The following is a 25,992-nucleotide window of genomic DNA, read 5'->3' as shown; positions in this document are numbered from 1 at the left end:
CATGATCCAGACCCGAAGGGCCGCGTTAGCGCAAAGAGTGCAGCGGTTTTCTGAAGAGATCATGCTTAAGAAATAACCTGTCATCGTTTCACCACGATAGTTGCTGCATGGTCGCGGCCGCTTTCATCGTTCAACGGATATCGCCCTTGCTCACTCGCCGTTCCACCCTCGGCCTTCTCGCCGCAGCTGCCGCTTTGCCAGCGCGTGCATTCGCCCATGTCGCGCCGCCGCGCAACGAGATCCGTGACAGCCTCGCAAAGCGCTTCACCGACCTCGGCACGGCCGGGACGTTCGTCGGCTACAAGGTCGAGGACTATCTGGTCGTCGCCAGCGACAAGGAACGTTCGGGCGAGGCGAAGCTGCCGGCTTCGACCTTCAAGATTCCGAACTCGCTGATCGCGCTCGAAACTGGCGTCGTCACTGACCCCGACAAGGACGTATTTCCCTGGGACGGCGTGAAGCGTCCGATCGAGGCCTGGAACAAGGACCACACGCTGCGCAGCGCGATTCTCGTCAGCGCGGTGCCGGTCTATCAGGAGATCGCGCGCCGGATCGGACAGGAGCGCATGCAGAAATACGTCGATCTGTTCGACTACGGCAATCGCGACATCGGCGGCGGCATCGACCAGTTCTGGCTCACCGGCGCCTTGCGCATCGATCCGGTCGAGCAGGTCGATTTCGTCGACAGGCTGCGCCGCCGCGCGCTGCCGATTTCGAAGCGCAGTCAGGATCTCGTCGCTGACATCCTGCCGGTGACCAAGGTCGGCAATAGCGTCATTCGCGCCAAGTCCGGGCTGCTTGGCGCCGAGCGCGGCGAGCCATCGCTGGGCTGGATGGTGGGCTGGGCCGAGAAGGGCGAAGCGCACACCGTGTTCGCGCTCAATATGGACTGCAAGGAGCCGCATCTGGTCGGCGAGCGCATGCCCCTGACGCAAGCCTGCCTTGCCGAGATCGGCACGATCTAGCGCTATCACGCTGGCGTTGCTCGACTAGCATCCCCCGGTCAAGAAAAACCGGGAGGACAACATGAACTCAACGCCACTCTGGCTGTCGTCGCTCACACTCGCCGCGGCGGGCGGCTGGCTCGCCGCTACAATGTTTGCCGGTCCCGCCACCAGCAGGGAGCCGCGCTTTCCGCAACTCACGATGGACCAGCTCGACGCCAAGCAGAAGCCGCTCGGCGAGCAGATCATGAAGGTCTCGAGCGTCGGCATCGGCGGTCCCTACAATCCGATGATCCGCAGCCCGGTGCTCGGCCAGCGCCTGTTCGACCTGTTCCACTATCTGCGCTGGGAGACCTCGGTCCCGACAAAACTCAACGAGTTCGCGATCCTGATCATCGGGCGGCAATGGCGCTCGCAGGTCGAGTGGTACGCCCATGCGCCGCTCGCGGCGAAGGCGGGTCTGTCGCCCGAGATCATCGCGGAGCTGAAGGCCAACAAGCGGCCTGCGAATATGGCCGAGGACGAGGCCGTCGTGTACGACTTCGTCACCGAACTCACCACGACCAGGAAGGTCGGCGACGAAACCTATGCGCGCGCGAAGAAGGTGTTCAATGACCAGCAGATTGTCGACCTCACCGCAGTCGCCGGCAATTACGTGATGGTCGCGATGCTGCTGGCAATGGCCGAGGAGACCGTGCCGCCGGACAAGCAGGAGCCGTTCAAGCCAGGCGAGCCGTAGCCTTCGTCATTGCGAGGAGCGAAGCGACGAAGCAATCCAGACTGCCTCGGCGGAAAGATTCTGGATTGCTTCGCTGCGCTCGCAATGACGGAGTATGTTGCGCTGGCCTAACCCAGCTTGAACAACACTTGCAAAAACTCCACCACGGCCTTGCGCGACTCGGCGGCTGTCGCTGGATTGCCGCCGACATGCGGATTGAGCTCGACGCAAGAATCCTGGTAGGTGAACGGCGCTTTCGTATCGGCGTTCATCAGCACGCCGCCATCGCCTTCGCGGATCTGGCAGTTGCGCACCGTCTGCGCGCCGGTGGACACGGCAACCGTCTTGACGCCGAGCAGCCCACTGTCAAAACCGTGCGCGCTGTCGGGGTATTCGGTCAGCACCACGTCGCGGCCGGCCGTCTTGAGTCGCTCGACGAAAGCCTTGCAGCTCTTCACGGGATTGTAGTCGTCGGGCGTGCCGTGGAAGATGCGGATTGGGCGCGCGGCGATGTCGGTGTCGTTCTGATAGGTCGTCGAGCAGTCGGGGTAGAACGGAATGTAGGCGGCGAACTGGATGCCGGACTTGTTCCAGAGCTTGTGGAAGCGGTTGAGGCTCGCATAGAGCGTCGCCTGTCCGCCGCGTGAAAAGCCCATCAGCACGATGCGATCAGGATCGACGCGGGGATGTTTGGCGAGGATCTCCAGCGAGCGGTAGATGTCGACGACGAGGTTGAGGCGGCCGAGCAGGGCCTGGTTCGGCCCCACCACCGTCAGTCCGCGGCCGGTAAAGCCGTCGATCACGAAGGTCGAGATGCCCATGGCGTTGAACGCGTGCACCCAGGCTTCGGTCGTGGCGCCGACGCCGCTCGAGCCGTGCATCAGCACCACGACGGGGAGTTTTCCGCTGCCTTGCGCCACGCGCAGTTCGCCGGCGACCGTCACCGGCTTTCCGGCTGCGGCGTCGCCGCTGAGGAATTGCTGGTCGGAGAGGGTGAGCGAGGGGATCGGGTAGATCTCGGCGCGGGTAGCGACTTCCCTGGGAAGCGATTGCGCGTTGGCGCCCATGCCGGCGAACAGCGTTGAAATGCAGAGCGCCATGGCGACGCGGAATGCCGTCGGCATCGGATCCTCCCCCGTGATTTTCAGTGAGTAGAACAACGGGCCTGCGCGCTGTCAAATTGACGCAAGCCGGCGGCCCGCCTCAGGCGGGATCGGCCTTCTTCACCGTCAACGCCTGGTCGATCGCAAAACCGCCAATTTCGCTCATCGCCTGCGAGATGACGTCGCCCTTGCGCGCAAAGCCGGCGGAGAGGAAATCGAACTGGGTGCGCGCCAGCCGCAGCACCTCGATCGGCACGGAGATGGCGGTCTCGTTGTAGCTGTCGATCGAGGCGTGCAGCGTCTCCAGCTCGCTTGTGAGCTGGCCGATATGGCTCTCGGCCTGCTGCATCAGGCCGAGCAGCTTGCCGCGCTCGGCATCGAATGCCGCGCGCTCGGCCGCCGCGGCCGCGGTGACCTCGGCAAGCTGGCTGCGCAGCCCGTCGATTTGCTTGACCATGGCGTCGGACGCCATCTCACCGGCCTCGCGCAGCTCGCTGTTGCGCGTGTTCTCTTCGTGCTCCCGGTGATAGAGGCGTTCCGCCGACATCGCCCGTTGCGTCAGCGACTCGATCAGCGCGGCGGCGCGCAGCAGCATCTCGCCGTTCCGCCCCGACACCATGCTGGCCATGCGCCGCAGGAAGTCGGTGGTTTCGGACGATGGGTTCGGCGGCAGTGGAACGACCGTCGCGGACATGAGGTGATGCTTGCAGCCGGAAATGATGACCGCCGCCGTACCGACTGAGCTCACGCAACATTCGGCGCCTGATCGCAAGCTTGGAGCAAGCCTGAATCGCCGCGCCCGGTCAACCGGGCAGGGCCAGATTTGCAACTGCGTCAGGTATCCTTCTGCCGGCCGATCCGGCCGAGATGGGTGAAGCCGAACCCGGCCGAATATTTCAGGCCATAGCCCAGCGCCCGGTCGATACCGATATGGGCGAGCCAGATCAAGGCGATGGACAGGGTGAGCGGCGAGGCGAGGCCGAAGCCGAGCGTCAGCAGCGCGACCGGCGCCATGTAGCTGTGGGCGGCGTTGTAGACCATCGCGCCGAGTTTGGCGTCCGACAGGTATGCCAGGAAGCTGAGATCGGGGACGAAGAACAGCAGTGCGAACACCAGCCATGAGCCGTCCCAGGCCCAGTAGAGCATCACCATCCCCACAAACAGGGTCAGGCCCTCCAGCCGCAGCAGGGTGTTGACGCCGCCCGTCGCCGCGCCGGTCTCGGCCGCTCCTTCGGCCATGCTCGTCTCCCAGGCAAAACTTTGAAATTCCTTGCGCTTTCCCGCTGCGGCAAGGCAGCCCTGCGGGACCGAAAGCCGCTTCCCGGCCCGCAAAATGCCGTGTTAGAACCCCCGGCAATCGCATTTAGGCTAAGAACTGGCGGGAGCAAATGAAGAATATCCTGGACGCCCTTGAAGACCGTCGCGCCGGCGCAAAGCTCGGTGGCGGCGAGAAGCGCATCGAGGCGCAGCACGCCCGCGGCAAGCTGACCGCGCGCGAGCGCATCGAGCTCTTGCTCGACAAGGGATCGTTCGAGGAATTGGACATGTTCGTCGAGCATCGCTCCACCGAGTTCGGCATGGAGAAGAACAAGGTGCCCGGCGACGGCGTCGTCACCGGTTGGGGCACCGTCAATGGCCGCAAGACCTTTGTCTTCGCCAAGGACTTCACGGTGTTCGGCGGCTCGCTGTCGGAAACGCACGCGCTGAAAATTACAAAGCTTCAGGACATGGCGATGAAGGCGCGTGCGCCCATCATCGGCCTCTATGACGCGGGCGGCGCCCGCATCCAGGAAGGCGTCGCAGCGCTCGCCGGCTATTCCTACGTGTTCCGCCGCAACGTGCTCGCCTCCGGCGTGATCCCGCAGATCTCCGTCATCATGGGCCCCTGCGCCGGCGGCGACGTCTATTCGCCTGCGATGACCGACTTCATCTTCATGGTGAAGAACACCAGCTACATGTTTGTCACTGGCCCCGACGTCGTGAAGACCGTCACCAACGAGGTCGTCACGGCGGAAGAGCTCGGCGGCGCTTCCGTGCATGCCACGCGTTCCTCGATCGCCGACGGCGCCTTCGAGAACGACGTCGAGACGCTGTTGCAGATGCGCCGCCTGATCGACTTCCTGCCATCCAACAACACCGACGGCGTGCCGGAATGGCCGAGCTTTGACGACATCGGCCGGGTCGACATGTCGCTCGACACGTTGATCCCCGACAATCCGAACAAGCCCTACGACATGAAGGAGCTGATCCTCAAGGTCGTGGACGAGGGCGACTTCTTCGAGATCGCGGATGCCTTTGCCAAGAACATCGTCACCGGGTTCGGCCGCATCGCGGGCCGCACGGTCGGCTTCGTCGCCAACCAGCCGATGGTGCTGGCCGGCGTGCTCGACAGCGACGCTTCTCGGAAGGCGGCGCGCTTCGTTCGTTTCTGCGATGCCTTCAACATCCCGATCGTCACCTTCGTCGACGTGCCGGGCTTCCTGCCCGGCACCGCGCAGGAATATGGCGGCCTGATCAAGCACGGCGCGAAACTGCTGTTTGCGTACTCGCAGTGCACCGTGCCGCTGGTCACCATCATCACCCGAAAAGCCTATGGCGGCGCCTTCGACGTCATGGCCTCCAAGGAGATCGGCGCCGACATGAACTACGCCTGGCCGACCGCCCAGATCGCGGTGATGGGCGCCAAGGGCGCGGTCGAGATCATCTTCCGGGCCGACATCGGCGACCCCGACAAAATCGCCGCGCGCACCAAGGAATACGAAGACCGCTTCCTCTCCCCCTTCATCGCCGCCGAGCGCGGCTACATCGACGACGTCATCATGCCGCACTCGACCCGCAAGCGCATCGCGCGGGCGCTGTCGATGCTGAAGGACAAGAAAGTGGAAACGCCGGCGAAGAAGCACGACAATTTGCCGTTGTAAGCGGACTTGTAGCCCGGATGAGCGTAGCGATATCCGGGTTCTCTATCCGACTCCCGCATGTCGCTTCGCTCATGCGGGCTACTGATCTTGTTTCTGACTTGGCATCCTCGATCCGAATCCGATGACCGAAGACGATCCGACCGACGAGATTTCAGACATTGAAGACCGGATTGCGGCGCTGGCCGAGACTGCCGAGCGATGCCGGAAGTATATTTTGGCATCCAAGATTGCCATCGGCGGCGGGGCTGCACTGTTGCTGATCACGATCCTCGGTCTGCTCGGGACGGGGCAGACCGCCGCGCTCGGCTCGGTAGCTCTCGTGCTCGGCGGAATCGTCTCGCTCGGCTCGAACGTCAGTACGCTGCGGCAGACTGACGAGGCCATCGGCGATGCGGAGGCGCTTCGGTCTCAACTGATCAGCCGCATCGACCTTCGCGTGGTCGCCGACACGCCGATGAAGCTCGTGTAACCGAGCAGCCTTACGCCGCAACCCTGCGCGACAAAACCTGCAGCTCCTCGCGGCATTCGGCTGCAAACGCCTGAAGCTGCTCCGCGGTTTGCCGGTCGAGGATCGCCTTTGCCAGCCGTTCGGCGCGGGCAAGCTGGTCTCTGAGATATGCGATGCGGGCCATGTGTCACCTTCCGCAGGGTTGATTTGATGGCCGTGACCCTACGGCCATCGCCGGATTCATTATGTGAGGCACGTCACACCCCGCGCTGCGTCAGCGGGTCGCGTCCGCCGCAGCGAAATGCGCCATCTGGTCGGCGTGGGCCTTGGCGAAGGCCGGGCGGGCGGTGGCGCGCGCGACGTAGGCGCGGCAGGCGGGACTGTCCGCGAGCCCATCGAACTGATCGACGATGCGCAGCACGTCCGACATCAGGATGTCGGCGACGGAGAACGTGCCTGCCAGCCATTCGCGGTTGGCCAGCACCGCCTCCATGTGCTTGAGGCGGAGTTTGAGGAAGTCGTCGACGAATTTCCACGCGGCCGTATCGCTCGGATGACCCATGAACTTCGACATCGACCAGGGCAGGCTCGCCATCTCCACCGAATTGAGCGCGGCGAACAGCCATTCCGTGGCTTGGTTGCGGCCGCGCGGATCTGTTGGCATCAGCTTCGCGCTGAGGCCGCCGAGATGCAGCAGGATCGCGCCGCTCTCGAAGATCGAGAGATCGCCGTCGGTCAGCCACGGCACCTGCCCGAACGGCTGGTGCGCAAGATGCTCGGCGCCGCGCCCGTCGAACGGCGCGCTCGCGACGCGATAGGGCAATGCGGCCTCTTCGAGCGCCCAGCGCACCCGAAGGTCGCGCACGAAACCGCGCGGGGGCGGGGGAACCCAGTCGAAGGTGGTGAGGGTGAGGTCGGCCATAGGTCGTCTCCGTGCTGTCTCGCGCATAGGACGGACGAGGGGCGCGCGGTCCGACACGGTCGCCAACTCTTTTTGTCGTCGTCGGCGTAACCGGCTAGTCTCACCCCAACCAACAGGAGGAAATCCGATGCCGTCAGCCTTCTTCGTCGTCCGCGCCATCGTCACCGATGCCGGCAAGCGCGCCGCCTTCGACAGATGGTACGAGACCGAACATCTGCCCGACGCGATGAAGGCCTTCGGTGTGAGCAAGGCCTGGCGATTCTGGAGCCTCGACGATCCGTCACTGCATCAGGCGATGTATCAGTTCGAGAGCGAGGCTGCGCTGCAGGCCATGCTGAAGGGCGGTGCGCTGACGCAGCTGGTGGCTGATTTCAACCGCGATTGGCCCGAGGTGACGCGCACGCGCGAGTTGCTGGTGCTGGCGCAGGAGTTCGGGAAATAGAGCACCGGGCTACGGCGCTGCGAATTCTCCTGCCACCTACGCGACGAAGCTGAACGCGCGATTCAGCTTCGGTTCATGTCATCACCGCGACACTTCCTCTGCATCACTGGCACGACCATCCAAGAGGAAAGAAGTCATGGAGCGCCGGAACTTTTTGAAAGTTGCAATCGGTGTTGCGGCCGGAGCGGCCGCGTTCACGACCGCCGCACAGGCCGCGCCGCTGGCGCCGCAGCCGCTCGGTGATCCCAGCAAGCCGCAAGGCAATCCCGACGCTCATCCCGCAGTCACGAGCAGCGATGAAGCCGCGCAGTTGAAGCCGGAGCAGGTGCACTGGCACGGCCATCACCGTCATTGGGGTTGGCGCCGCCGTCACCGGGGCTGGCATCGCCGGCGCTGGCACCGCCGCCATTGGTAAGCGTTGCGCTAAGCGAGGCTTGAACGGGGACCGCGATCACGGTCCCCGTTCTGATTCGAAACATCCCGGTGCGACGTCAGGCGCTCAAAAAGAAAATGGCCGCGCAGGCTTTCGCCGCGCGGCCGTTTCGCTATGCGAAAAAAACGAGATCAGAACGGGCGGCAGCGGCCGGCGTACCAGCGGAAGCCGTAGGGGCACACGCGCGCGCGCGGCACGACCACGACAGGGGCCGGCGCAACCACGATCGGACCCGGGCGGACAACGACCGGACCGCGCATCGGGCGGCAGCCGCCATAGGCGCCGCGATACCAGCCGGGGCCGCAACCGCCGGCGGCGCTGGCCGCCTCGCTGAAACCAACGACCGCGCTGGCGAGCATCACGGCGGCAAACAGGTATTTCATTTGGTCTTCCTTCTCGTCCTTGGGGTAGGTTTTGGGGGCAGGATTGGGGCAGGTTCTAGGAGGGCTTGGCGCTTTCGGCGCACCATGAATCAAAAGACACGATTCGACACGTTAAAATCGCAACATGACGATACGACGCGAGCCAAATCTGCCAATCATGACCTGAATGCGGCATGAACATTCCCCGCACGCGGCTCCGGACGACAGCAATGTCGCTAGCGGCCGAGAAAACCCAGCACCAGCTCCTTGTACTTCTCAGGCGCCTCCAGGAAGACGAGATGGCCGGTGTCCGGGATCACCTCGGCCCGCGCATTCGGCATCTTCGCCGCGAGTGCCTTCGCAAGCTCGGCGTTCTCTCCCATTTTCGCGCGCAGCGCCTCGGGCGCGTTCGGTCGGCCCGGTGCGTTGTGGTCGTCGGCGCCCATGATGAACAGCGTCGGCTCGGTGATCAGTGCGATCTCGTGCGCCACCGGCTCGCGATAGATCATCTGGCCGGAACTGACGAAGGCGCGCAGCCAGCGCGAATAATCAGGGCTGCCCTTGATGTTGAAGCGGGCGTCGATGAACGGCGTGATCGCGTCCGGCGGCAGCTTGATTGCATAGTTGGTCTGGAGCTGCTTGCGATAGCCCTCGGCCGTGAGCTTGTCCTCGGTCTCGATGATCTTCTCGGTCGGAGTCGGCGGCACATAGAGGCGGTAGTCTTCCAGCCCGATCGGGGCCGTCAGAACAAGGTGGGCGACGCGGTCCGGAAAGGCCCGGGCGATGCGGACGCCCAGCATGCCGCCGAGCGAATGGGCGACGATCTCGGCCTTGTCGATCTTGAGGTGATCGAGCAGCGCGATGGTGTTGCGCGCCAGAGTGTCGAAATGCAATTCGCCGATCGGCTTGGAGGATTTGCCGAAGCCGATCTGGTCCGGCACCACGACGCGGAAGCCGGCCTCGCTCAGCATCTTGATAACAGGCGCCCAGTAGCTCGACGGGAAATTGCGCCCGTGCAGCAGCACGACGGTGCGGCCGTTCGGCTGCGCAGGCGGCACGTCCATATAGGCCATTCTGAGCTGCTCGCCGTCATTGACAACAGGCAGCAGGTGCACGGGATAGGGATAGGCAAAGCCTTCGAGCGCGATGCCGTAAGGCTCGCGCGGGGCGGTGTCGGCGGCGCGCGTGGAGGTGAGCGCAGAGGCGATCAGGGCGACGACGAGCGCCGTCGGAAGGAGGCGGATCATGGGGGTCTCTGTGTGTGACAACCGTGGCCATAAACACGTGGATGGCCGGGTCAAGCGAGAGACGTCAGTTCACACGCGTTTGTGTTCAGTCCTTCCCGTCACCGAACAACGCGGCGAACTGTTTCTCGCCGGTGCGCGTAAAATTCACCACGCGGCTGCCGGGCGTGGCGTCGCGGGCGGCCCATTTCAGCTCGGCGAAACGCTGCATCATCGCGGCGCCGAGCGTGCCGGCGAGATGGTGGCGCCGCTCGCTCCAGTCGAGGCAGGCCTTGCAGACCGGCCGGCGCGGATGGGCGAGCATGTCGGGCGAGATCTGCAAATGCTTCGCCAGGAAGCGCTCGCCCTCCGCCGTCAGCTCGATCTCCTGCTTCTTCTGCCTGACCAGGTTTTGCGCGCGCAGGGTGTCGAGCATCTGCACGCCGAGATCGCCGGCGAGATGGTCGTAGCAGATCCGCGCGCGCCGCAGCGCCGGATCCTTCGGGCCGGTGCGCACGCGCATATGGCCGGTCCGTGCGGCGAGGCCCGCAAGGCCCTCCAGCACGCCGGCGACGTCGTCGTCGGTGAGGCGATAGTAGCGGTGGCGGCCCTGCTTCTCCGGCTCGATCAGGCCACCGGCCTCGAGCTTGGAAAGATGCGAGCTCGCGGTCTGCGGCGTGATGCCGGCCTCCTGCGCCAGCTCGCTTGCGGTGAGCGCGCGGCCGTTCATCAGCGCCGTGAGCATGTTGGCGCGTGCGGGATCGCCGACGAGCGAGGCGATCATGGCGATGTCTGGACCTGATTTCATGCTTCGATGATAGCCGAAGCATTGCGGTGGGGCAAGCGCGTAGCGTGGGGTTGCTCGTCATTGCGAGCGAACGGCGTAGCAAAACTGAAATCTCGATCCTCACCTGAGGAGCGCGCTCTTGCGCGCGTCTCGAAGGGCGAGGCCACCGGCGGGGCCTTCATCCTTCGAGACGCTTGCTGCGCCAGCTCCTCAGGATGAGGAGCTGGCGCTTCGCTCGCGCAAACAAGGAAGAGGAAACTTAGATGTCCGTCACCGTCTTCATCCGCTACCAGCTCGATCCGTTCAAGCGCGCGCAGTTCGAGGAATACTCGAAGCGCTGGCTCACCATCATCCCGAAATGCGGCGGCGATCTGATCGGCTATTTCATGCCGCACGAGGGCACCAACAACATCGCGTTTGCGCTGATCACCTTCGAGAGTCTGGCTGCGTATGAGGCCTATCGCGCCCGGCTGCGTCAGGATACGGAAGGCATGGCGAACTTCCACTTCGCCGAGGAGCACAAATTCATCCTCGCGGAAGAGCGCACGTTTCTGCGCCAAGTGGTTTTGTAAGTGGTATCGTAGGCCATCAACTCAAGGAGAGACGCCCATGATCGCCGTGATCTTCGAGGTCTGGCCGAAGCCGGAACACCGCCAGGATTATTTCGACCTCGCGGCCGACCTCAAGCCGATCCTGCAAACCATCGACGGCTTCATCTCGGTCGAGCGTTTCGAGAGCCTGACCGACAAGGGCAAGATCTTGTCGGTGTCGTTCTGGCGGGACGAGGCGGCCGTGCAAGCCTGGCGCAACACGATGGAGCACCGCCGCACCCAGGCGAAGGGCCGCGCAAAAATCTTCGCCGATTATCATCTGCGGATCGCCAGCGTCATCCGCGACTACAGCATGAATGATCGCGAGCAGGCGCCGAAGGACAGTCGCGCGGTACACGACGCGCACTAGCGCGCGCGACGGCACGTCCCCATCTCTGCGCGGCCCACAAAGGAGAGAAACATGCATGTGACAACTGCTGACAAGCGGGCGACCTTCAGGAAGCTGCACGAGAGCGGCTGCTTCATCCTGCCCAATCCGGTCGACGTCGGCAGCGCGAAAGCGTTGCAGCATCTCGGTTTCAAGGCACTCGCGTCGTCGAGTGCGGGCTTTGCCTGGACCATCGGCAAGGCCGACAACCATGTCTCCGTCGAGGACGTCTGTCAGCATCTGGCAGCATTGAGCACGTCGGTCGACATCCCCGTGAACGCGGATTTCGAGGGCGGCTTTGCGGTCGAGCCGGACAAGGTCGCGGACAATGTCGAGCGCTGTGTGCGCACCGGCGTTGCCGGCCTGTCGATCGAGGATTCCACCGGCGACAAGGACAATCCGATCTACGAGCGCGCGCTCGCAGTCGAGCGCATCAAGGCGTCGCGCAAGGCGATCGGCGATAGCGGCGCGCTGTTGGTCGGTCGCTGCGAGGCTTATCTGTGGGGCGTGACCGACCTCAAGCTCGTGATCGACCGGCTCACCGCTTACGCCGATGCGGGCGCCGATTGTCTCTACGCGCCGGGCTTGAAGAGCCGCGAGGACATCGCCGCGGTGGTGAAGGCTGTCGCACCCAAGCCGTTCAACCTGTTGATCGGCGGCTCCGGGCTGTCATTGCAGGAAGCTGCCGATCTTGGCGTGCGCCGGATCAGCGTCGGCGGTTCACTCGCGCGCGCCGCCTGGGGTGGCTTCATGCGCGCCGCGAAGGAAATGGCGGAGAAGGGGACGTTCACCGAGCTGGGCAGCGGCTATCCCGGGGGCGAACTCAACAAGATGTTCAGCTAGAGACAGACGAAAGCGGCGGGATCTGAAATCCCGCCGCTGTCGCATATTGTTGCAAATCGTTACTTCGCGCCGTCAGCCGGTGCCGGCGTATCCGGGGTCGGCTTGCTCGGCGCGGCGCCCGTGGTCACGCCAGGTCCGGTGTTGGTGCGCGGCGTCACGTCGCGCATGCCGGGAGGTGCGGCCGGATTGGTGGCCGGCGCCTGCTGCGCTGTCTGCGTCGCCGGCGTGGTGCTAGCTTGGTTGCTGGTGCCGGTGTTGTTCAGGCCGTAGAACACGGCACCCAGCACCAAGGCGATTGCCACTGCGAACAGGGCTACTTTGCCGCTGGAGGCGGGGCCTTCGCCAAGCTCCGGGTCGACCTGAAGCTGGGCATCCCGTCGCGCCGCATTGCGATACTCATCATCGGCGAGATTCGGGCGGTACGGATCGTTGGTAAAACGGTCGTCAGCCATCGATTGGTTCTCCTCGATTATTGCGGCGGGACAACCCATAGATGCGAGCTTCTGTTCCGCCCTCCTTACTGCTTTCGTCGTATGTTGCGCCCGCGGCGGGAATCGGGAACCTGTTCGTTGGGGAACCTGAAGCGTAAGCTCCGCTGACGGAAGGGAACAAAGCGATGTGGAGCTTGCCGCCGAGCGATAGCGTGCTGCATCTGTTGTCGCTGGTCGCGGTCGCGGCGCAAGGCATGACCGCCGCGCTCGCTGCCGGTCGCCGCAGCATGGACTGGCTCGGCGTCTGCTTCCTCGGCTGCATCACGGCGCTCGGGGGCGGCACCTTGCGCGATCTCTTCCTGGGGCATTATCCGCTGGCCTGGGTGCAAAACCCCATCTACCTCGCGCTGGCCGGCGGCGCCGCCTTCCTGACCATCCTGATGGCGCGGCTGGTGCACCGGCTGAAGCTGGCCTTCATCGTGCTCGATGCCATCGGCCTCGTCGTCTTCACCATGACCGGCTGCGACATCGCCTGGCAGATGGATGCCACGCTGCCGATCGTCATCGTCTCCGGCATGGTGACCGGTTGCGCCGGCGGCGTCTTGCGGGACGTGCTCTGCAACGACGTGCCGCTGCTGTTTCGCTCCGAGCTCTATGCCAGCGTCTCGGTGGTAACGGGACTGTTCTATGCCACCGCGTTCGGTCTCAAGCTGAACGCCGAGCTCTGGACCATCTTGACGTTCGCCCTCGGCATCAGCTTTCGCCTGCTGGCGGTGCGCTACAAATGGGAAATGCCGAAATTCGTGTTCACGGAAGAGGAGGGGCGGGAGCCTTGAGCTACGGCTCCTGCTTCCGCGCCCTCGCCACTTGCGCCGGCGTCACCAGCGGCGCGGCATTGCCCCAGGAATTGCGGATGTAGTTCGTCACCGCCGCGACCTCTTCGTCGGACAGCCGGTTGGAATAGGCCGGCATCTCCCCGGTGTTCGGTGCGCGGGGCGTGGTCACGGTGTGGGCGCCGTCGAGGATGATGCGCAAGGTCGAGGACGGATTGACCGATTGCAGCAGCGCGTTGGCGGGCAGCGGCGGATAGATGCGCGGTGCGCCTGTTCCGTCGGCCTCATGGCAGGCGATGCAGAGCTTGGCGTAGACGGCCTGGCCGGCTTTCATCTCGGCATCGTCAGGCGGCGTCACGATCGTCTCACGCCGCGCGGGCGGCAGGTTCTTCAGGTAAACCGCGATCGCGCGCACGTCGGCATCGCTCATCTTCGAGGTCGAGTTGACGACCACCTCCGCCATCAGCCCGCTGGCATGGCTCCTGGCGTTGCGCCCGCTCTGAAGATATTCGGTGACGTCCTCGACACTCCACGATTTCAGCCCGGTGCGGGCGGCGCCATCGAGCCGTGGCGCGTACCAGCCGCCGACCTCGTTGCCCGCGAGGGCCTGCGCCTGCTTGTCCGCGCCAAAATAGTTCTTCGGCGTATGGCAGGCGCCGCAATGACCGAGCCCGGTGACGAGATAACCGCCCCGATTCCACGCCGCGCTCTGGCCCTGGTCCGGCTCGAACAGGCCCGGCTTGAAATACATCGTGTTCCAGATCCGCATCAGGCCGCGATAGCTAAACGGCCAGCGCAGTTCCGGCGGCTTGTTGCGGCTCGTGACGGCCGCGAGCGTTCCGAGATAAGCCCGGATCGCCAGCGTGTCGTCCTTCGTCATTCGCGTGAAATAGGGGTAGGGGAACGCCGGGTAATAATTGGAGCCGTCGGGCGCGACGCCGGTGCGTACGGCGCGGGTGAAGTCGGCGTCGGTCCAGGCGCCGATGCCGGTGTCGCGGTCCGGCGTCAGGTTTGGCGCGTAGATCGCGCCGAACGGTGTGTCGATGCGCTTTCCGCCCGCGAACGGTTTGGCCGGATCGGCGGTGTGGCAGCCGGCACAGTCGCCGGCCTCCACCAGCGCCTTGCCGGTGGCGATCAGCTCCGGTGACGGCTCGGCAGCGACGGCCGCGTTCGCAACCGCACTGCACAACGCCAGAGCCACGAGAGCCAGGCCAGCCAGAATCGTCCGCATCGAAAGCCTCTCCTGCGACCCATCGACGCCGTCCGGGATGATCGGGCGTCAATTCGTTGCGCGACGGCGGGGGTATGGTGACACAAAATGAAAATCGCGGATGCCAATGCAGCCACGAAATTGCGATTTTTACCCGCCGCTGCCTTTGCTCCAGAATTGTGATGCGGAGCGTGAAATATCCGACATAGAGTGGCGGAAATAGTCGGCGCGCCCTAGCTAAAAACCACGGGCAGGCAACGGCTTAAGCAGCCAAGCGCTCAAAAGGGCGGAAGAGGACATAATGGGCATCAACCAGGGTCCGATCAGTCTCGATCAGAAATACACCCAGGACACCGGACATATTTTCACGACGGGCATTCAGGCCCTGGTCCGCCTTCCGATGGCCCAGATCCGGCGCGACCGTGCCGCGGGGCTGAACACCGCGGGCTTCATCTCCGGCTATCGCGGCTCACCGCTCGGCGGCTATGACCAGCAGCTCTTCGCCGCGCGAAAACATCTCGAGCAGTACAATATCAAGTTCCAGCCCGGCGTGAACGAGGACCTGGCCGCGACCGCGGTCTGGGGCTCGCAGCAGCTCAACCTCTCGCCCGGCGCCAAGTATGACGGCGTGGTCGGCATCTGGTACGGCAAGGGCCCCGGCGTCGACCGCTGCGGCGACGTCTTCCGCCACGGCAATGCCGCGGGCTCCGCCAAGAACGGCGGCGTCTTGTGTCTCGCCGGCGACGACCACGGCGCAAAATCCTCCACCGTCCCGCATCAGTCCGACCACGCCTTCATGTCGGCGCTGATGCCCTATCTCTACCCCTCGAGCGTCCACGAGATGATCGAGATGGGTCTTCTCGGTATCGCGATGTCGCGCTACTCGGGCTGCTGGGTCGGCATGAAGGTGATCACGGAGACCGTGGAGACCACCGCCGAGATCGATCTCACCGACGAGATGACGCCGTTCGTGATCCCGACCGATTTCGAGATGCCCGAAGGCGGCCTCAATCTGCGCTGGCCCGACGACCGCTTCGCCCAGGACCGCCGCTTGCAGGACTACAAGGGCTTTGCCGCGATCGCCTTTGCGCGCGCCAACAAGGTCAATCGCATCACCATGGACTCGCCGAATGCCCGCTATGGCATCATGGCGTCCGGCAAGAGCTACGAGGATATCCGGCAGGCGCTGCGCGAGCTCGGTATCACACCCGAGGTCGCCGCCAAGATCGGACTTCGATTGTACAAGATCGGCATGCCCTGGCCTCTGGAGCCGGAAGGCGTCAGGCAATTCGCCGTGGGCCTCGAGGAAATCTTCATCATCGAAGAGCGCCGCGAGATCGTCGAAAACCAAGTGAAGCAGGAACTGTTCAACTGGCGCGACGATGTCCGTCCCCGCATCATCGGCAAGATGGACGATCACGACAAGCGCTTCCTCCCCTTTGCCGAAGAACTCAGCGTCGCCTCACTGGCGAGCTCGCTCACCGAGCGTCTGCTTCGACTTGATCTCAATCCCGAAATTGCAACGATGCTGCGCGCCAAGGCCGATTGGTTCAACGGCCGCCAGGCGTCGCAAATGCAGGCGACCGCGCCTGTCGCCCGCACGCCGTATTTTTGCTCCGGCTGCCCGCACAATACATCGACCAAGGTGCCCGAAGGCAGTCGCGCTTTCGCCGGCATCGGTTGCCACTTCATGGCACTCTGGATGGATCGCTCGACCGAGACCTTCACGCACATGGGCGGCGAGGGTGTGCCGTGGGTCGGCGTTGCTCCCTTCACCAAGGAAGAGCATGTGTTCGCCAATCTCGGCGACGGCACGTATTTCCACTCCGGCAGCCTCGCGATCCGCCAGGCGATCGCCTCCGGCGCCAACATCACCTACAAGATCCTCTATAACGACGCGACCGCGATGACCGGCGGCCAGCATGTCGACGGCGAATTGTCGCCGCAGCAGATCACCTTCCAGCTTCACAGCGAAGGCATCCGCGAGATCTATCTGGTCTCGGAAAATCCCGACGCCTATCCCGCGAATGAGATCGCGCCAGGCGTCAAGACCGCGCATCGTGACGAGCTCGACGCGGTCCAGAAAACGCTGCGCAAGGTCAAGGGCGCGTCCGCGATCGTGTTCGTGCAGACTTGCGCCGCCGAGAAGCGCCGCCGCCGCAAGCGCGGTACGATGGAGGATCCGGCGCGCCGTGTGCTCATCAATCCCGCGGTGTGTGAAGGCTGCGGCGATTGCTCGGTGCAATCGAACTGCATTTCGGTCGAGCCGCTGGAGACCGAGTTCGGCCGCAAGCGCGCCATCAACCAGTCGACCTGCAACAAGGATTATTCCTGCGTCAAAGGCTTTTGCCCGTCCTTCGTCACCGTCGACGGTGGCAAGATGCGCAAGCGCGCGCCGGCGGGCGTCGGCGATATCGGCGCGCTGCCTGAGCCGGCATCGCGCCCCAACCTGGACAAGCCCTACAACATCGCGGTCGGCGGCGTCGGCGGGACCGGCGTGCTGACCATCGGCGCGCTGCTGGGCATGGCCGCCCATATCGAGGGCAAGGCCTCGATGATCCTCGACATGTCGGGGCTGGCGCAAAAGGGTGGGGCGGTGCTGAGCCACGTCCGCCTGTCCGATCATCCGGCCGAGGTGACCTGCTCGCGCATCGTCACCGGTACGGCCGATGTGGTGCTCGCAGCCGATGAGGTGGTCGCGGTTGCCAAGGACACGATCTCGCTCTGCGACAGCAGCCGCACCCGCGGCATCATCAACAGCCACGTCATTCCCACCGCCGACTTCGTTCTCAACCGCGATTTCAACTTCCAGACCCGCAAGCTGAACGGGTTGCTGGAAACCGCGCTGCACAAGGATTCGGTGTTCTTCGACTTCACCAAGCCGGCCGAGCAGCTGCTCGGCGACAGCATCGCAACCAACATGATGATGATGGGCTACGCCTATCAGAAGGGCCTCTTGCCGTTGTCGGCGGAAGCGATCGAGCAGGCGATCGAGGTCAACGGCGTCTCGATCAAGATGAACAAGGAAGCCTTCCGCCTCGGCCGCCTCGCGGTCGCCGACCCCCAGCGCCTTGCCGGCATGCTGAAGGGAACGGATGAGGCCGTCGCGCCCAGGACCCTGGACGCCATGACCCTCGACGAACTCATCGAGCACCGAGCCAAGCATCTTACGGCCTATCAGAACGGCCGGCTGGCCAAGCGCTACCGGAAGCTGGTGGACCAGGTCAGCGACGCCGCCAGGCAGGGCGGCTATGACGAGGCGCTGACACGCGCCGTTGCGGTCAACTACGCCAAGCTGCTGGCCTACAAGGACGAATACGAAGTCGCGCGCCTTTACACCGATGGCGCGTTCGAAAAACAGCTCCGCGACCAGTTCGAGGGCGACTTCAAGTTCAACTTCAACCTGGCCCCGCCTATCCTCAGCCGTGGAGTCGATGCGCTCGGCCGTCCGAAGAAGCGCGCGTTCGGCCCGTGGATGCTTCCGGTATTTCGCGTGCTGGCAAAATTCAAATTCCTGCGCGGCACGCCGCTCGACATCTTCGGTCGCAGCGCCGACCGCAAGCTCGAACGCGACCTGATCGCCGGCTACGAGAAGGACGTCGCCACCGTGCTCGGCCTGCTGTCTCCGCTGACGATCGACACCGCGGTGGAGCTGCTGTCGTTGCCCGACCGCATCCGCGGCTACGGTCCGGTCAAGGAGAAGGCCGTCGCGGACGCCAAGGCCCGCTACGCCCAGCTCGCCGCCGACCTCGCGAACCCGCCGCCGGCGCCAAGGCAGATTGCGGCGGAGTAGGGTGGCGCATCGTCTGGGAGGGTGGTTAGCGATAGCGTAACCCAGCAGGTTTCTTTAGCGAGGGCTGCTAATCTAACTAGGTCACGTACGGTACCATCCACAGCAGATGAAGCTGCCCTACGAAGAAGGCTCTGTGTTCGCAGTGCCGCTCCGAAACGGCGGATTTGCTCGTGGAGTCGTCGCGAGGTCGACCCGCGTGGGAAGGGTTCTGCTGGGCTATTTTTTCGGTCCGCGTCTTGAAACATCAGCGTCGGCAACGCTCGATCACCTTCATCCTGACCAAGCCGTAACGAGAATTCGCTTCGGAGACCTAGGACTGATTGACGGGCGGTGGGTGATCATCGGCAAGGTGCCCAACTGGGATCGGGCAGATTGGCCAATCCCCGACTTTGTCAGGCGAGATCCCATCTCGAGGAAGGCTTGGTTGGTGCGGTACTCGGACGTTGATCCGCTTCGCAGCGCATCCGAGCTCCTTTCAGATTATGATGACCTGCAGGGGTTGGACAGTGACGGACTGTTCGGTGCTGGAGCGGCCGAGACAAAGATTTCAAAGCTCTTGGCTCCTCGGCCGCATTAGTCGGTAAGCCATACGATGGTATCGGTGGTTATGTTTTCGCAAACCCGATCTCCTACAGTGGGCAGAGGCGAGAAGCGCCGTGCCCACGATCTCACCAAGATTGCATAGCAAGAGGGTGGGCATGCTTCGCTTCGCCCGCCTAGGATTTCCTGTTTGAAATCAACGATCGCTCTACTGTGCATGGGGTTGTTTTCGCGAAGAAACGTTTTTCGATAAAACGAAACCGCTTGTGCCGTCGGGCAAAACACCTTTAGGGTTCTGCCCGTCGTTCCCGTCATTGCGAGCGTAGCGAAGCAATCCAGAAATGCGTCCGCGGAAAGATTCCTGGATTGCTTCGCTGCGCTCGCAATGACGATTCCGGAAGCAGAGGCCCTCCCACCGCACCTCGGCGATTTGCGCCAGTCCGCTACCCTCTCGCCCGGCGGAATATTTCCGCGCTTGCCAACAGGGCAGCAGCGGTTCAGAAAAAACCGGAAGCGAGAAACGCTAGCGGAGACCTTATTTGACCATCAAGGGCAAGGCCTACATTGCCGGGATCTACGAACACCCGACCCGGCACGCGCCGGACAAATCCACCGCGCAGCTCCATGCCGAGGTCGCCAAGGGCGCGATCGAGGATGCCGGGCTCAGCAAGGACGATGTCGACGGCTATTTCTGCGCCGGCGATGCCCCGGGCGGCGCCTGGCCGATGGTCGATTATCTCGGCCTCAACACCAAGAAACTCCGCCATGTCGATTCAACCGAAACCGGGGGCTGTTCCTACATCATCCATCTCGGCCATGCCGCCGAAGCCATCGCCGCGGGCAAGTGCTCGATCGCGCTGATCACGCTGGCCGGCAAGCCGCGCACCGGGGCGATGCCGCCGCGCGCGGCCGGCGCCGAGGCCGATTTCGAGACGGCTTACGGCGCGACCACGCACAATGCCTACGGCATGTGTGCCATGCGCCACATGCACGACTATGGCACCACCAGCGAGCAGCTCGCCTGGATCAAGGTCGCGGCCTCGCACCACGCGCAATACAATCCACATGCGATGCTCAAGGACGTCGTCACCGTCGAGGACGTCCTGAACTCGCCGATGATCTCCGATCCCTTGCATCGCATGGATTGCTGCGTCGTCTCCGACGGCGGCGGCGCGCTGCTCGTGACCACGCCTGAAATCGCCAAGAGCCTGAAGAAGCCGCTGGTCAAGCTGATCGGCCATGGCGAGGCGATGAAGGGCCCGCGCGGCGGCAAGGATCTCGACCTCACATACTCTGCCGGAATCTGGTCCGGCCCGCGTGCGTTCGAGGAGGCCGGCATCACGCCGAAGGACATCAAATACGCCTCGATCTACGACAGCTTCACCATCACCGTCTTGATGCAGCTCGAGGACCTCGGTTTCTGCAAGAAGGGCGAGGGCGGCAAGTTCGTTGCTGACGGCAATCTGATCTCGGGCGTCGGCAAGCTGCCGTTCAACACCGATGGCGGTGGCCTCTGCAGCAACCATCCCGTCAACCGCGGCGGGATGACCAAGATCCTCGAGGCGGTGCGGCAGCTGCGCGGCGAGGCGCATCCGAAGGTGCAGGTCAAGAATTGCGACCTCGCCATCGCCCACGGCACCGGCGGGCTTTTGGGTGTTCGCCACGCCGCCTCGACTGCGATTCTGGAGCGCGTGTGATGAGCGAAGCTAAGAAATATCCGGCCCCGGTGACCAACCCCGAGACGGCCGCGTTTTGGGACGCGGCCAAAGAGGGCAAGTTCATGATCAAGCGCTGCACCGCCTGCGGCGAGGCGCATTACTTCCCGCGCGCGATCTGCCCGTTCTGCTACTCCGACAAGACGGTGTGGGAGGAGTCTTCGGGCGAAGGCACGATCTACACTTACAGCTTGATGCGGAAGTCGCCGACCGGCCCCTACGCGATCGGGTACGTCACGCTGAAGGAGGGGCCGTCGCTCCAGACCAATTTCGTCGATTGCGATTTGACGACGTTGAAGATCGGCCAGAAGGTGAAGGTGGTGTTCAAGCCGACCGATGGCGCGCCGCTGCCGTTCTTCACGCCGGCGTAGTTGCTTCTTCCTTCTCCCCTTGCGGGAGAAGGTGGCGCGAAGCGCCGGATGAGGGGTATCTCTCCGCGGAGAAAGCTTTCACTGCGGAAGCAACCCCTCACCCAAGTGAGTTTGTTGCACCGTCCTCGCTGCCCTCTCCCACAAGGGGAGAGGGCACTTCAACTGGCGGTGCCGAAGACATTCGGGAGGAAACAACAAAAATGTCCGCCAGATACGACGAACTCAAAGGCCTCAAAAACCTCGGCCAGAAATATTCCTACACCGACCGCGAAGTGATGCTCTATGCCTACGGTATCGGCCTCGGCGCCGATCCGATGGACGAGAACGAGCTCGCCTTCGTCAACGAGGGCACGTTGACGCCGCGGCCGCTCAAGGTGGTGCCGACCTTCGCCTCCGTCGCGGCGTGGGGCGCGGGTCCGGGCGAGATGAATCTCAACCGCGTGATGGTGGTCGACGGCGAGCGCGACATCACCTTCCACCAGCCGCTGCCGGTCGCCGCGCACATCACCGCCGATTCCTCCGTTGTCGAAGTCTACGACAAGGGCAAGGACAAGGGCGTCGTCATCAGCCACCAGACCGTGCTCAAGAACGAGAAGGGCGAGAAGCTGGCAACGCTGGTCGCCTCCCGCTTCGCCCGCGGCGATGGCGGCTTTGGCGGGCCGAACCTGACCCAGCCGGATCCCCACAAGATCCCTTCGCGCGCACCCGACAGGACGATCGACATCGTCACGCGCCCCGACCAGGCGCTGGTCTATCGTCTCTGCGGCGACCGCAACCCGCTGCACTCCGACCCTGAGTTCGCGAAGAAGGCCGGCTTTCCGCGTCCGATCCTGCACGGCATGTGCACCTACGGTATCACCTGCCGCGGCGTGCTGCAGACCTATGCCGACTACGACGCCTCCGCCTTCCGCCAGCACGTCGCGCGGTTCTCCTCGCCGGTCTATCCCGGCGAAACCGTGACCATGGACCTCTGGAAGGACGGCAGCGTGATCTCGTTCGAAGCCAAGGTGAAGTCGCGCGGCGTCACCGTGATCAAGAACGGCAAGACGGTGCTGGGTTAGCACACGGGACGGCCGTGGTCTCCCTCGCCCCGCTCTTGCGGGGAGAGGGTGGGGTGAGGGGCTCTCTCCACCAGCCGAGACGGTAGTGAGACCTGTACCCCCTCACCCGGATCGCAAGGGCGATCCGACCTCTCCCCGCAAGCGGGGCGAGGTAAAAAACAAACAGGGAGACGCCACCATGGGACTACTCGACGGCAAGGTTGCGCTGATCACCGGCGCGGGCGGGGGACTCGGTGAGGCCTACGCGAAGCTGTTCGCGCGGGAAGGGGCCTCCGTCGTCGTCAACGACCTCGGCGGTCCCCGTGACGGCTCCGGCGCCGACACGTCGATGGCGCAGCTCGTGGTGGATGCGATCAAGGCCGAGGGCGGCAAGGCGGTCGCCAATGGCGCCGACATCTCCACCATGGAAGGCGGCCAGTCGGTGTTCGACGACGCCATCAAGCATTTCGGCCGCGCCGACATCCTCGTCAACAATGCCGGCATCCTGCGCGACCAGACCTTCGCCAAGGCCTCTGAGTCCGACTGGGACAAGGTCATCAAGGTGCATCTGAAGGGCACCTTTTGTTGCACCATGCCGGTGTTTCGCTGGATGCGGGAAAACGGCGGCGGCGTCATCGTCAACACCTCCTCGACCTCGGGCCTGATCGGCAATTTCGGCCAGAGCAATTACGGCGCGGCCAAGGGCGGCATCTGGGGCCTGTCCAACGTGCTGGCGATCGAGGGCCGCAAATACAACATCCGGATCTGGACGCTTGCGCCGGGCGCGCTGACCCGCATGACCGCAGACCTGCCCCGCTATAAGGAGAACCCCGGCGCGGCGCTGGGGCCGGACGGCATCGCGCCGGCCGTGCTATACATGGTCAGCGACTTGTCCGGCGACCAGACCGGCAAGGTGCTGGGTGTGTCCGGGCCCCGCGGCGTGCGCGAAATGCGGATGATGGAAATGGACGGCTGGAAGCCGCCGCACACGGGCTGGAAGGCCCAGGACATCGCCGATCATGCCAAGGAGATCTTCTTCTCCGAAGAGCAGATCAAGATGGGGGCGCGGCGGTTTTAGCCATCGACAGAGAGAAACAAGGACAACGATGAAACTCACCGCCGACGCCAAGGGCACCTTCGCAATCGCGCCGACGCCGTTCCACGATGACGGCCGAATCGACGAGCGCTCGATCGACCGCCTGACCGATTTCTACGAGGAGGTCGGCTGCGACGGCGTCACGGTGTTAGGGATCCTCGGTGAGGCGCCGAAGCTCGATGCCGCCGAGGCCGAGCAGGTGGCGGTACGCTTCGTCAAGCGGGCCAAGACAATGCAGGTTATCGTCGGCGTCTCCGCGCCCGGCTTTGCCACCATGCGCTCGCTGACGAAGGCCTCGATGGAGGCCGGTGCGGCCGGTGTGATGATCGCGCCGCCGCCGTCGTTGCGGACCGACGACCAGATCATCGGCTATTACAAGCAGGCGGCCGAGGCGATTGGCCCCGACGTGCCCTGGGTGCTCCAGGACTATCCGCTGACCTTGTCGGTGGTGTTCACCCCCGCTGTGATCCGCAAGATCGTCACCGACAATCCCAACTGCGTGATGCTCAAGCACGAGGACTGGCCGGGGCTGGAAAAGATCTCGACGCTGCGCAATTTCCAGAAAGACGGTTCGCTGCGGCCGCTCTCGATCCTCTGCGGCAATGGCGGGCTCTTTCTCGACTTCGAGATGGAGCGCGGCGCCGACGGCGCCATGACCGGCTATGCCTTCCCCGAGCTTCTGATCGACGTCGTGCGACTTTCGAAGGAAGGCAAGCGCGACGCCGCCCATGATCTGTTCGACGCGCATCTGCCGCTGATCCGCTACGAGCAGCAGCCTGGTGCTGGCCTTGCCGTACGCAAATACGTGCTGCAGAAGCGCGGCATCATTGCCTCCAGCGCCCAGCGCAAGCCCGGCGCCACCATCACGCCGGCGGCGAAGGCCGAGGTCGAGTACCTGCTGTCGCGCGTCGCGCGCGTCGACAAGCGCGCCAATCTCGGCCCGCAATCCAGCGCAGCAGGTTAATCGAATGGCCGAGGCATCAGCATCGCGCCCCGCGTCGACGATCCTCCTGCTGCGCGACGGCGTGAAGGTCGACGGCAAAAGCCGCGACGAAATCGAAGTCTTCATGATGGTGCGCCATCATCAGATCGAGTTCAATTCGGGCGCGCTGGTGTTTCCCGGTGGCAGCGTCGATGCCGGCGATCAGGAGATCGTCGCGCGGTCCGATCTGTATTCGGGCGGCGAGGGCCTGAGTGAAGCGGACCGCGGATTTCGTATCGCCGCGATCCGCGAGACCTTTGAGGAAAGCGGCATCCTGCTGGCGCGCTCGAAAGACTCGGGCACGCCTGTTGACGCCAAGCGCGCCGGCGAAATCGCCGATGCGCATCGCGTCGCGCTCAACGAGCACAAGGTCAGCTTCCTGAGCATTCTGGCCGATAACGGCCTCCAGCTCGCGCTCGATACGCTCGTGCCTTACGCGCACTGGATCACGCCCGAGGGGATGCCAAAACGTTTCGACACCTGGTTCTTCCTTGCGGCAGCACCGCCCGACCAGCTCGGCGCACATGACGGCCGGGAGTCGACCGACTCGATCTGGGTCTCGCCGCGCGAGGCGGTGGAGGGTGGCGAGAGCGGCCGCTTCAAGCTGCCGTTCCCGACCACGCGCAACCTGATCCGGCTCGCCAAGCAGTCGAGCGTGAGCGCGGCGCTGAAGCACGCCCGCGGCATGTCCGTCGTGACGGTGATGCCGGTCATGACCAAGACCGAAACCGGCCGCCAGCTCCGCATTCCCCGCGAGGCCGGCTACGACGGCGAAGTGTTCGAGGTCGGGGCAGTCGGCTAGGACACTTCGACACAAAGCGAAGTATCGGCGAGGGTAGACGCGCTAGGTTCCGTCCCTGACAATGGGACGGGGCGCGCGACATGGATAACCGGCAGGACAATCGGCAGGACAACAACGTCGCCGTCGAGCTGGCGCTGCTGCTGGCGCTCGCAACGCTCTGGGGCGGCTCCTACACCTTCATCAAGCTCGGCGTCGCCACCATTCCGCCGATCACGCTGATCGCGGCGCGCACCACGATTGCGGGCCTGCTGCTGCTCGCGATCATGCGGGCGCGGGGCATTAGGCTTCCGACGGATGCCGCGACCTGGCAACGCTTCGCCTTCCAGGCCGTGCTCAACAGCGTGATCCCCTGGACGTTGATCGCCTGGGGCGAGCGCCACGTCGATGCCGCGCTTGCGACCATCCTCAACTCGGCAGGCCCGATCTTCACCTTCCTGCTCACGGCGGTCGTGACGCGTCACGAGGCGACGACACCGCGCAAGCTGGTCGGCGTGGTCGCCGGCATGGCCGGCATCCTGCTGATCGTCGGCGTCGATGCCTTCCATGATGTCGGAAGCGGCCTCGTCGCGGAGGCCGCCATCGTTGCCGCCACCATCTGCTACGCCTGCGCCGCCATCTTCGGTCGCGGCTTCAAGGGCCTCGATCCCATGGCGCCCGCGGCCGGTTCGTTGCTGGCCGGGGCGGCGGCGCTGATCCCGGCCTCGCTCATCCTCGAGCAGCCCTGGACACTGTCGCCCTCGCTGAGTTCCGTGCTAGCGCTGCTCGCGCTGGCGACCTTCTCGACCGCCGCGGCCTTCGTGATCTATTTCCGCCTGATCCAGACCCTGGGCTCGGTCGGCACCACCGCGCAGGCCTATCTCCGCGTGCCGATCGGGGTTGCCATCAGCGTCGCCTTCCTCGGCGAGAGCCTGAGCCGGACCGCCTGGCTCGGCCTTGCCTGCGTCGTCCTCGGCGTCGCCGCCATGACCATCCCGGCCGGGCGGTCGGCCGGTGTCAAAACGTCATAAAGCCGGGGCCAAGGAGGGCGGCAGGGCTGTAATATTAAGGATATTCGG

Annotated in this window: 29 protein-coding genes; 19 read left to right on the top strand and 10 right to left on the bottom strand. The window is 64.3% G+C overall.

Annotated elements, in window-relative coordinates:
• Positions 1-107: 107 nt before the first annotated feature.
• Together blaOXA and BRA1417_RS0127595 are read left to right on the top strand one after the other, a co-directional pair.
• Positions 108-965, top strand: coding sequence for a class D beta-lactamase (blaOXA, locus tag BRA1417_RS0127600; protein ID WP_051448391.1), 858 nt, complete (start codon positions 108-110; stop codon positions 963-965).
• 61 nt (positions 966-1,026) lie between these two features.
• Positions 1,027-1,683 carry a carboxymuconolactone decarboxylase family protein gene (locus BRA1417_RS0127595; protein WP_027518569.1) on the top strand — a complete coding sequence of 219 codons (657 nt, stop codon included), beginning with the start codon at positions 1,027-1,029 and terminating at the stop codon, positions 1,681-1,683.
• Positions 1,684-1,790: 107 nt separating this feature from the next.
• On the opposite strand, the gene BRA1417_RS0127590 is transcribed toward BRA1417_RS0127595, so the two are convergent.
• The 3 genes from BRA1417_RS0127590 to BRA1417_RS0127580 form a co-directional block, all read right to left on the bottom strand.
• Positions 1,791-2,786, bottom strand: coding sequence for a dienelactone hydrolase family protein (locus BRA1417_RS0127590; protein ID WP_027518568.1), 996 nt, complete (start codon positions 2,784-2,786; stop codon positions 1,791-1,793).
• Between the two features lie 79 nt (positions 2,787-2,865).
• Entirely contained in the window at positions 2,866-3,459 is a 594-nt protein-coding gene (locus BRA1417_RS0127585; protein WP_027518567.1) for a hypothetical protein, read from the bottom strand.
• A 140-nt stretch (positions 3,460-3,599) separates the two neighbouring features.
• On the bottom strand, positions 3,600-4,004 hold the full coding sequence (locus BRA1417_RS0127580) for a DUF4260 domain-containing protein (protein WP_027518566.1): 405 nt from the start codon (positions 4,002-4,004) through the stop codon (positions 3,600-3,602).
• A gap of 149 nt (positions 4,005-4,153) precedes the next feature.
• Here BRA1417_RS0127580 and BRA1417_RS0127575 point away from each other — a divergent pair, with 149 nt between their 5' ends.
• Positions 4,154-5,686, top strand: a complete 1,533-nt coding sequence (locus BRA1417_RS0127575; RefSeq protein WP_027518565.1) for an acyl-CoA carboxylase subunit beta — start codon at positions 4,154-4,156, stop codon at positions 5,684-5,686.
• 121 nt (positions 5,687-5,807) lie between these two features.
• Positions 5,808-6,155, top strand: a complete 348-nt coding sequence (locus BRA1417_RS0127570; RefSeq protein ID WP_027518564.1) for a hypothetical protein — start codon at positions 5,808-5,810, stop codon at positions 6,153-6,155.
• 10 nt (positions 6,156-6,165) lie between these two features.
• On the opposite strand, the gene BRA1417_RS44990 is transcribed toward BRA1417_RS0127570, so the two are convergent.
• Positions 6,166-6,318 (bottom strand): hypothetical protein, encoded by a 153-nt coding sequence (locus tag BRA1417_RS44990; RefSeq protein WP_007603069.1) that lies wholly within the window; start codon positions 6,316-6,318, stop codon positions 6,166-6,168.
• A gap of 90 nt (positions 6,319-6,408) precedes the next feature.
• Positions 6,409-7,056 carry a glutathione S-transferase family protein gene (locus tag BRA1417_RS0127560; RefSeq protein WP_027518563.1) on the bottom strand — a complete coding sequence of 216 codons (648 nt, stop codon included), beginning with the start codon at positions 7,054-7,056 and terminating at the stop codon, positions 6,409-6,411.
• A gap of 127 nt (positions 7,057-7,183) precedes the next feature.
• Here BRA1417_RS0127560 and BRA1417_RS0127555 point away from each other — a divergent pair, with 127 nt between their 5' ends.
• Positions 7,184-7,498, top strand: a complete 315-nt coding sequence (locus BRA1417_RS0127555) for a hypothetical protein (protein ID WP_027518562.1) — start codon at positions 7,184-7,186, stop codon at positions 7,496-7,498.
• 136 nt (positions 7,499-7,634) lie between these two features.
• The gene (locus tag BRA1417_RS0127550; protein WP_027518561.1) at positions 7,635-7,913 is read left to right on the top strand and encodes a twin-arginine translocation signal domain-containing protein; all 279 of its coding nucleotides are present in this window, start codon (positions 7,635-7,637) and stop codon (positions 7,911-7,913) included.
• 149 nt (positions 7,914-8,062) lie between these two features.
• Here BRA1417_RS0127550 and BRA1417_RS0127545 read toward each other — a convergent pair whose 3' ends face one another.
• The 3 genes from BRA1417_RS0127545 to BRA1417_RS0127535 all read right to left on the bottom strand — a co-directional run bounded on the left by BRA1417_RS0127545 (position 8,063) and on the right by BRA1417_RS0127535 (position 10,324).
• On the bottom strand, positions 8,063-8,314 hold the full coding sequence (locus BRA1417_RS0127545) for a GCG_CRPN prefix-to-repeats domain-containing protein (protein ID WP_007603074.1): 252 nt from the start codon (positions 8,312-8,314) through the stop codon (positions 8,063-8,065).
• A gap of 215 nt (positions 8,315-8,529) precedes the next feature.
• Positions 8,530-9,540 (bottom strand): alpha/beta fold hydrolase, encoded by a 1,011-nt coding sequence (locus BRA1417_RS0127540; protein ID WP_027518560.1) that lies wholly within the window; start codon positions 9,538-9,540, stop codon positions 8,530-8,532.
• Positions 9,541-9,625: 85 nt separating this feature from the next.
• Positions 9,626-10,324, bottom strand: coding sequence for a winged helix-turn-helix domain-containing protein (locus tag BRA1417_RS0127535; protein ID WP_027518559.1), 699 nt, complete (start codon positions 10,322-10,324; stop codon positions 9,626-9,628).
• Positions 10,325-10,566: 242 nt separating this feature from the next.
• Between BRA1417_RS0127535 and BRA1417_RS0127530 the strand changes: the two genes are divergently transcribed.
• The 3 genes from BRA1417_RS0127530 to BRA1417_RS0127520 are packed head-to-tail and all read left to right on the top strand — an operon-like array spanning position 10,567 to position 12,124.
• Entirely contained in the window at positions 10,567-10,875 is a 309-nt protein-coding gene (locus tag BRA1417_RS0127530) for an NIPSNAP family protein (RefSeq protein ID WP_007603076.1), read from the top strand.
• A 37-nt stretch (positions 10,876-10,912) separates the two neighbouring features.
• Entirely contained in the window at positions 10,913-11,263 is a 351-nt protein-coding gene (locus BRA1417_RS0127525; RefSeq protein WP_007603077.1) for an antibiotic biosynthesis monooxygenase, read from the top strand.
• 51 nt (positions 11,264-11,314) lie between these two features.
• On the top strand, positions 11,315-12,124 hold the full coding sequence (locus tag BRA1417_RS0127520; protein ID WP_027518558.1) for an oxaloacetate decarboxylase: 810 nt from the start codon (positions 11,315-11,317) through the stop codon (positions 12,122-12,124).
• Between the two features lie 59 nt (positions 12,125-12,183).
• Here the strand turns inward: BRA1417_RS0127520 and BRA1417_RS0127515 are convergent, their stop codons facing one another.
• Entirely contained in the window at positions 12,184-12,576 is a 393-nt protein-coding gene (locus tag BRA1417_RS0127515) for a hypothetical protein (RefSeq protein WP_027518557.1), read from the bottom strand.
• 164 nt (positions 12,577-12,740) lie between these two features.
• Here BRA1417_RS0127515 and BRA1417_RS0127510 point away from each other — a divergent pair, with 164 nt between their 5' ends.
• Complete coding sequence (locus tag BRA1417_RS0127510; RefSeq protein ID WP_027518556.1) at positions 12,741-13,391, top strand: trimeric intracellular cation channel family protein; 651 nt, start codon at positions 12,741-12,743, stop codon at positions 13,389-13,391.
• A 1-nt stretch (position 13,392) separates the two neighbouring features.
• Here the strand turns inward: BRA1417_RS0127510 and BRA1417_RS0127505 are convergent, their stop codons facing one another.
• A complete protein-coding gene (locus BRA1417_RS0127505) occupies positions 13,393-14,619 on the bottom strand; it encodes a cytochrome c (protein ID WP_027518555.1) in 1,227 nt (408 codons plus the stop codon).
• A gap of 280 nt (positions 14,620-14,899) precedes the next feature.
• On the opposite strand from BRA1417_RS0127505, the gene BRA1417_RS0127500 reads away from it, so the two are divergent.
• From BRA1417_RS0127500 to BRA1417_RS0127460, 9 genes are all read left to right on the top strand, one after another.
• Positions 14,900-18,391 (top strand): indolepyruvate ferredoxin oxidoreductase family protein, encoded by a 3,492-nt coding sequence (locus BRA1417_RS0127500; RefSeq protein ID WP_027518554.1) that lies wholly within the window; start codon positions 14,900-14,902, stop codon positions 18,389-18,391.
• Between the two features lie 106 nt (positions 18,392-18,497).
• A complete protein-coding gene (locus tag BRA1417_RS46350) occupies positions 18,498-18,968 on the top strand; it encodes an immunity 26/phosphotriesterase HocA family protein (protein WP_027518553.1) in 471 nt (156 codons plus the stop codon).
• Between the two features lie 502 nt (positions 18,969-19,470).
• Complete coding sequence (locus tag BRA1417_RS0127490; RefSeq protein ID WP_027518552.1) at positions 19,471-20,628, top strand: thiolase domain-containing protein; 1,158 nt, start codon at positions 19,471-19,473, stop codon at positions 20,626-20,628.
• Complete coding sequence (locus tag BRA1417_RS0127485) at positions 20,628-21,017, top strand: Zn-ribbon domain-containing OB-fold protein (RefSeq protein ID WP_007603084.1); 390 nt, start codon at positions 20,628-20,630, stop codon at positions 21,015-21,017. Before BRA1417_RS0127490 ends, BRA1417_RS0127485 begins: the two co-directional genes overlap by 1 nt.
• A gap of 200 nt (positions 21,018-21,217) precedes the next feature.
• Positions 21,218-22,078, top strand: coding sequence for a MaoC family dehydratase (locus BRA1417_RS0127480; protein WP_027518551.1), 861 nt, complete (start codon positions 21,218-21,220; stop codon positions 22,076-22,078).
• A 178-nt stretch (positions 22,079-22,256) separates the two neighbouring features.
• A complete protein-coding gene (locus tag BRA1417_RS0127475; protein ID WP_018455294.1) occupies positions 22,257-23,135 on the top strand; it encodes an SDR family oxidoreductase in 879 nt (292 codons plus the stop codon).
• 28 nt (positions 23,136-23,163) lie between these two features.
• Positions 23,164-24,117, top strand: a complete 954-nt coding sequence (locus BRA1417_RS0127470) for a dihydrodipicolinate synthase family protein (RefSeq protein WP_027518550.1) — start codon at positions 23,164-23,166, stop codon at positions 24,115-24,117.
• Between the two features lie 4 nt (positions 24,118-24,121).
• A complete protein-coding gene (locus tag BRA1417_RS0127465) occupies positions 24,122-24,937 on the top strand; it encodes an NUDIX hydrolase (RefSeq protein WP_027518549.1) in 816 nt (271 codons plus the stop codon).
• Between the two features lie 80 nt (positions 24,938-25,017).
• Positions 25,018-25,944: a DMT family transporter gene (locus tag BRA1417_RS0127460; RefSeq protein ID WP_027518548.1), complete on the top strand. Its 927-nt coding sequence runs from the start codon at positions 25,018-25,020 to the stop codon at positions 25,942-25,944.
• Positions 25,945-25,992 lie beyond the last annotated feature (48 nt).

Origin of the sequence: Bradyrhizobium sp. WSM1417, assembly GCF_000515415.1 — a bacterium.
Lineage (GTDB): Bacteria > Pseudomonadota > Alphaproteobacteria > Rhizobiales > Xanthobacteraceae > Bradyrhizobium.
Note: the sequence above shows the minus strand (reverse complement) of the source record. Positions and strands in the feature narration are given on the sequence as shown.

What these genes read in the sequence shown, in the direction of transcription:
- blaOXA (WP_051448391.1), top strand. Translation starts at nt 108, where the DNA reads ATGGTCGCGGCCGCTTTCATCGTTCAACGGATATCGCCCTTGCTCACT.
- BRA1417_RS0127595 (WP_027518569.1), top strand. Translation starts at nt 1,027, where the DNA reads ATGAACTCAACGCCACTCTGGCTGTCGTCGCTCACACTCGCCGCGGCG.
- BRA1417_RS0127590 (WP_027518568.1), bottom strand. Translation starts at nt 2,786, where the DNA reads ATGCCGACGGCATTCCGCGTCGCCATGGCGCTCTGCATTTCAACGCTG.
- BRA1417_RS0127585 (WP_027518567.1), bottom strand. Translation starts at nt 3,459, where the DNA reads ATGTCCGCGACGGTCGTTCCACTGCCGCCGAACCCATCGTCCGAAACC.
- BRA1417_RS0127580 (WP_027518566.1), bottom strand. Translation starts at nt 4,004, where the DNA reads ATGGCCGAAGGAGCGGCCGAGACCGGCGCGGCGACGGGCGGCGTCAAC.
- BRA1417_RS0127575 (WP_027518565.1), top strand. Translation starts at nt 4,154, where the DNA reads ATGAAGAATATCCTGGACGCCCTTGAAGACCGTCGCGCCGGCGCAAAG.
- BRA1417_RS0127570 (WP_027518564.1), top strand. Translation starts at nt 5,808, where the DNA reads ATGACCGAAGACGATCCGACCGACGAGATTTCAGACATTGAAGACCGG.
- BRA1417_RS44990 (WP_007603069.1), bottom strand. Translation starts at nt 6,318, where the DNA reads ATGGCCCGCATCGCATATCTCAGAGACCAGCTTGCCCGCGCCGAACGG.
- BRA1417_RS0127560 (WP_027518563.1), bottom strand. Translation starts at nt 7,056, where the DNA reads ATGGCCGACCTCACCCTCACCACCTTCGACTGGGTTCCCCCGCCCCCG.
- BRA1417_RS0127555 (WP_027518562.1), top strand. Translation starts at nt 7,184, where the DNA reads ATGCCGTCAGCCTTCTTCGTCGTCCGCGCCATCGTCACCGATGCCGGC.
- BRA1417_RS0127550 (WP_027518561.1), top strand. Translation starts at nt 7,635, where the DNA reads ATGGAGCGCCGGAACTTTTTGAAAGTTGCAATCGGTGTTGCGGCCGGA.
- BRA1417_RS0127545 (WP_007603074.1), bottom strand. Translation starts at nt 8,314, where the DNA reads ATGAAATACCTGTTTGCCGCCGTGATGCTCGCCAGCGCGGTCGTTGGT.
- BRA1417_RS0127540 (WP_027518560.1), bottom strand. Translation starts at nt 9,540, where the DNA reads ATGATCCGCCTCCTTCCGACGGCGCTCGTCGTCGCCCTGATCGCCTCT.
- BRA1417_RS0127535 (WP_027518559.1), bottom strand. Translation starts at nt 10,324, where the DNA reads ATGAAATCAGGTCCAGACATCGCCATGATCGCCTCGCTCGTCGGCGAT.
- BRA1417_RS0127530 (WP_007603076.1), top strand. Translation starts at nt 10,567, where the DNA reads ATGTCCGTCACCGTCTTCATCCGCTACCAGCTCGATCCGTTCAAGCGC.
- BRA1417_RS0127525 (WP_007603077.1), top strand. Translation starts at nt 10,913, where the DNA reads ATGATCGCCGTGATCTTCGAGGTCTGGCCGAAGCCGGAACACCGCCAG.
- BRA1417_RS0127520 (WP_027518558.1), top strand. Translation starts at nt 11,315, where the DNA reads ATGCATGTGACAACTGCTGACAAGCGGGCGACCTTCAGGAAGCTGCAC.
- BRA1417_RS0127515 (WP_027518557.1), bottom strand. Translation starts at nt 12,576, where the DNA reads ATGGCTGACGACCGTTTTACCAACGATCCGTACCGCCCGAATCTCGCC.
- BRA1417_RS0127510 (WP_027518556.1), top strand. Translation starts at nt 12,741, where the DNA reads ATGTGGAGCTTGCCGCCGAGCGATAGCGTGCTGCATCTGTTGTCGCTG.
- BRA1417_RS0127505 (WP_027518555.1), bottom strand. Translation starts at nt 14,619, where the DNA reads ATGCGGACGATTCTGGCTGGCCTGGCTCTCGTGGCTCTGGCGTTGTGC.
- BRA1417_RS0127500 (WP_027518554.1), top strand. Translation starts at nt 14,900, where the DNA reads ATGGGCATCAACCAGGGTCCGATCAGTCTCGATCAGAAATACACCCAG.
- BRA1417_RS46350 (WP_027518553.1), top strand. Translation starts at nt 18,498, where the DNA reads ATGAAGCTGCCCTACGAAGAAGGCTCTGTGTTCGCAGTGCCGCTCCGA.
- BRA1417_RS0127485 (WP_007603084.1), top strand. Translation starts at nt 20,628, where the DNA reads ATGAGCGAAGCTAAGAAATATCCGGCCCCGGTGACCAACCCCGAGACG.
- BRA1417_RS0127480 (WP_027518551.1), top strand. Translation starts at nt 21,218, where the DNA reads ATGTCCGCCAGATACGACGAACTCAAAGGCCTCAAAAACCTCGGCCAG.
- BRA1417_RS0127475 (WP_018455294.1), top strand. Translation starts at nt 22,257, where the DNA reads ATGGGACTACTCGACGGCAAGGTTGCGCTGATCACCGGCGCGGGCGGG.
- BRA1417_RS0127470 (WP_027518550.1), top strand. Translation starts at nt 23,164, where the DNA reads ATGAAACTCACCGCCGACGCCAAGGGCACCTTCGCAATCGCGCCGACG.
- BRA1417_RS0127465 (WP_027518549.1), top strand. Translation starts at nt 24,122, where the DNA reads ATGGCCGAGGCATCAGCATCGCGCCCCGCGTCGACGATCCTCCTGCTG.
- BRA1417_RS0127460 (WP_027518548.1), top strand. Translation starts at nt 25,018, where the DNA reads ATGGATAACCGGCAGGACAATCGGCAGGACAACAACGTCGCCGTCGAG.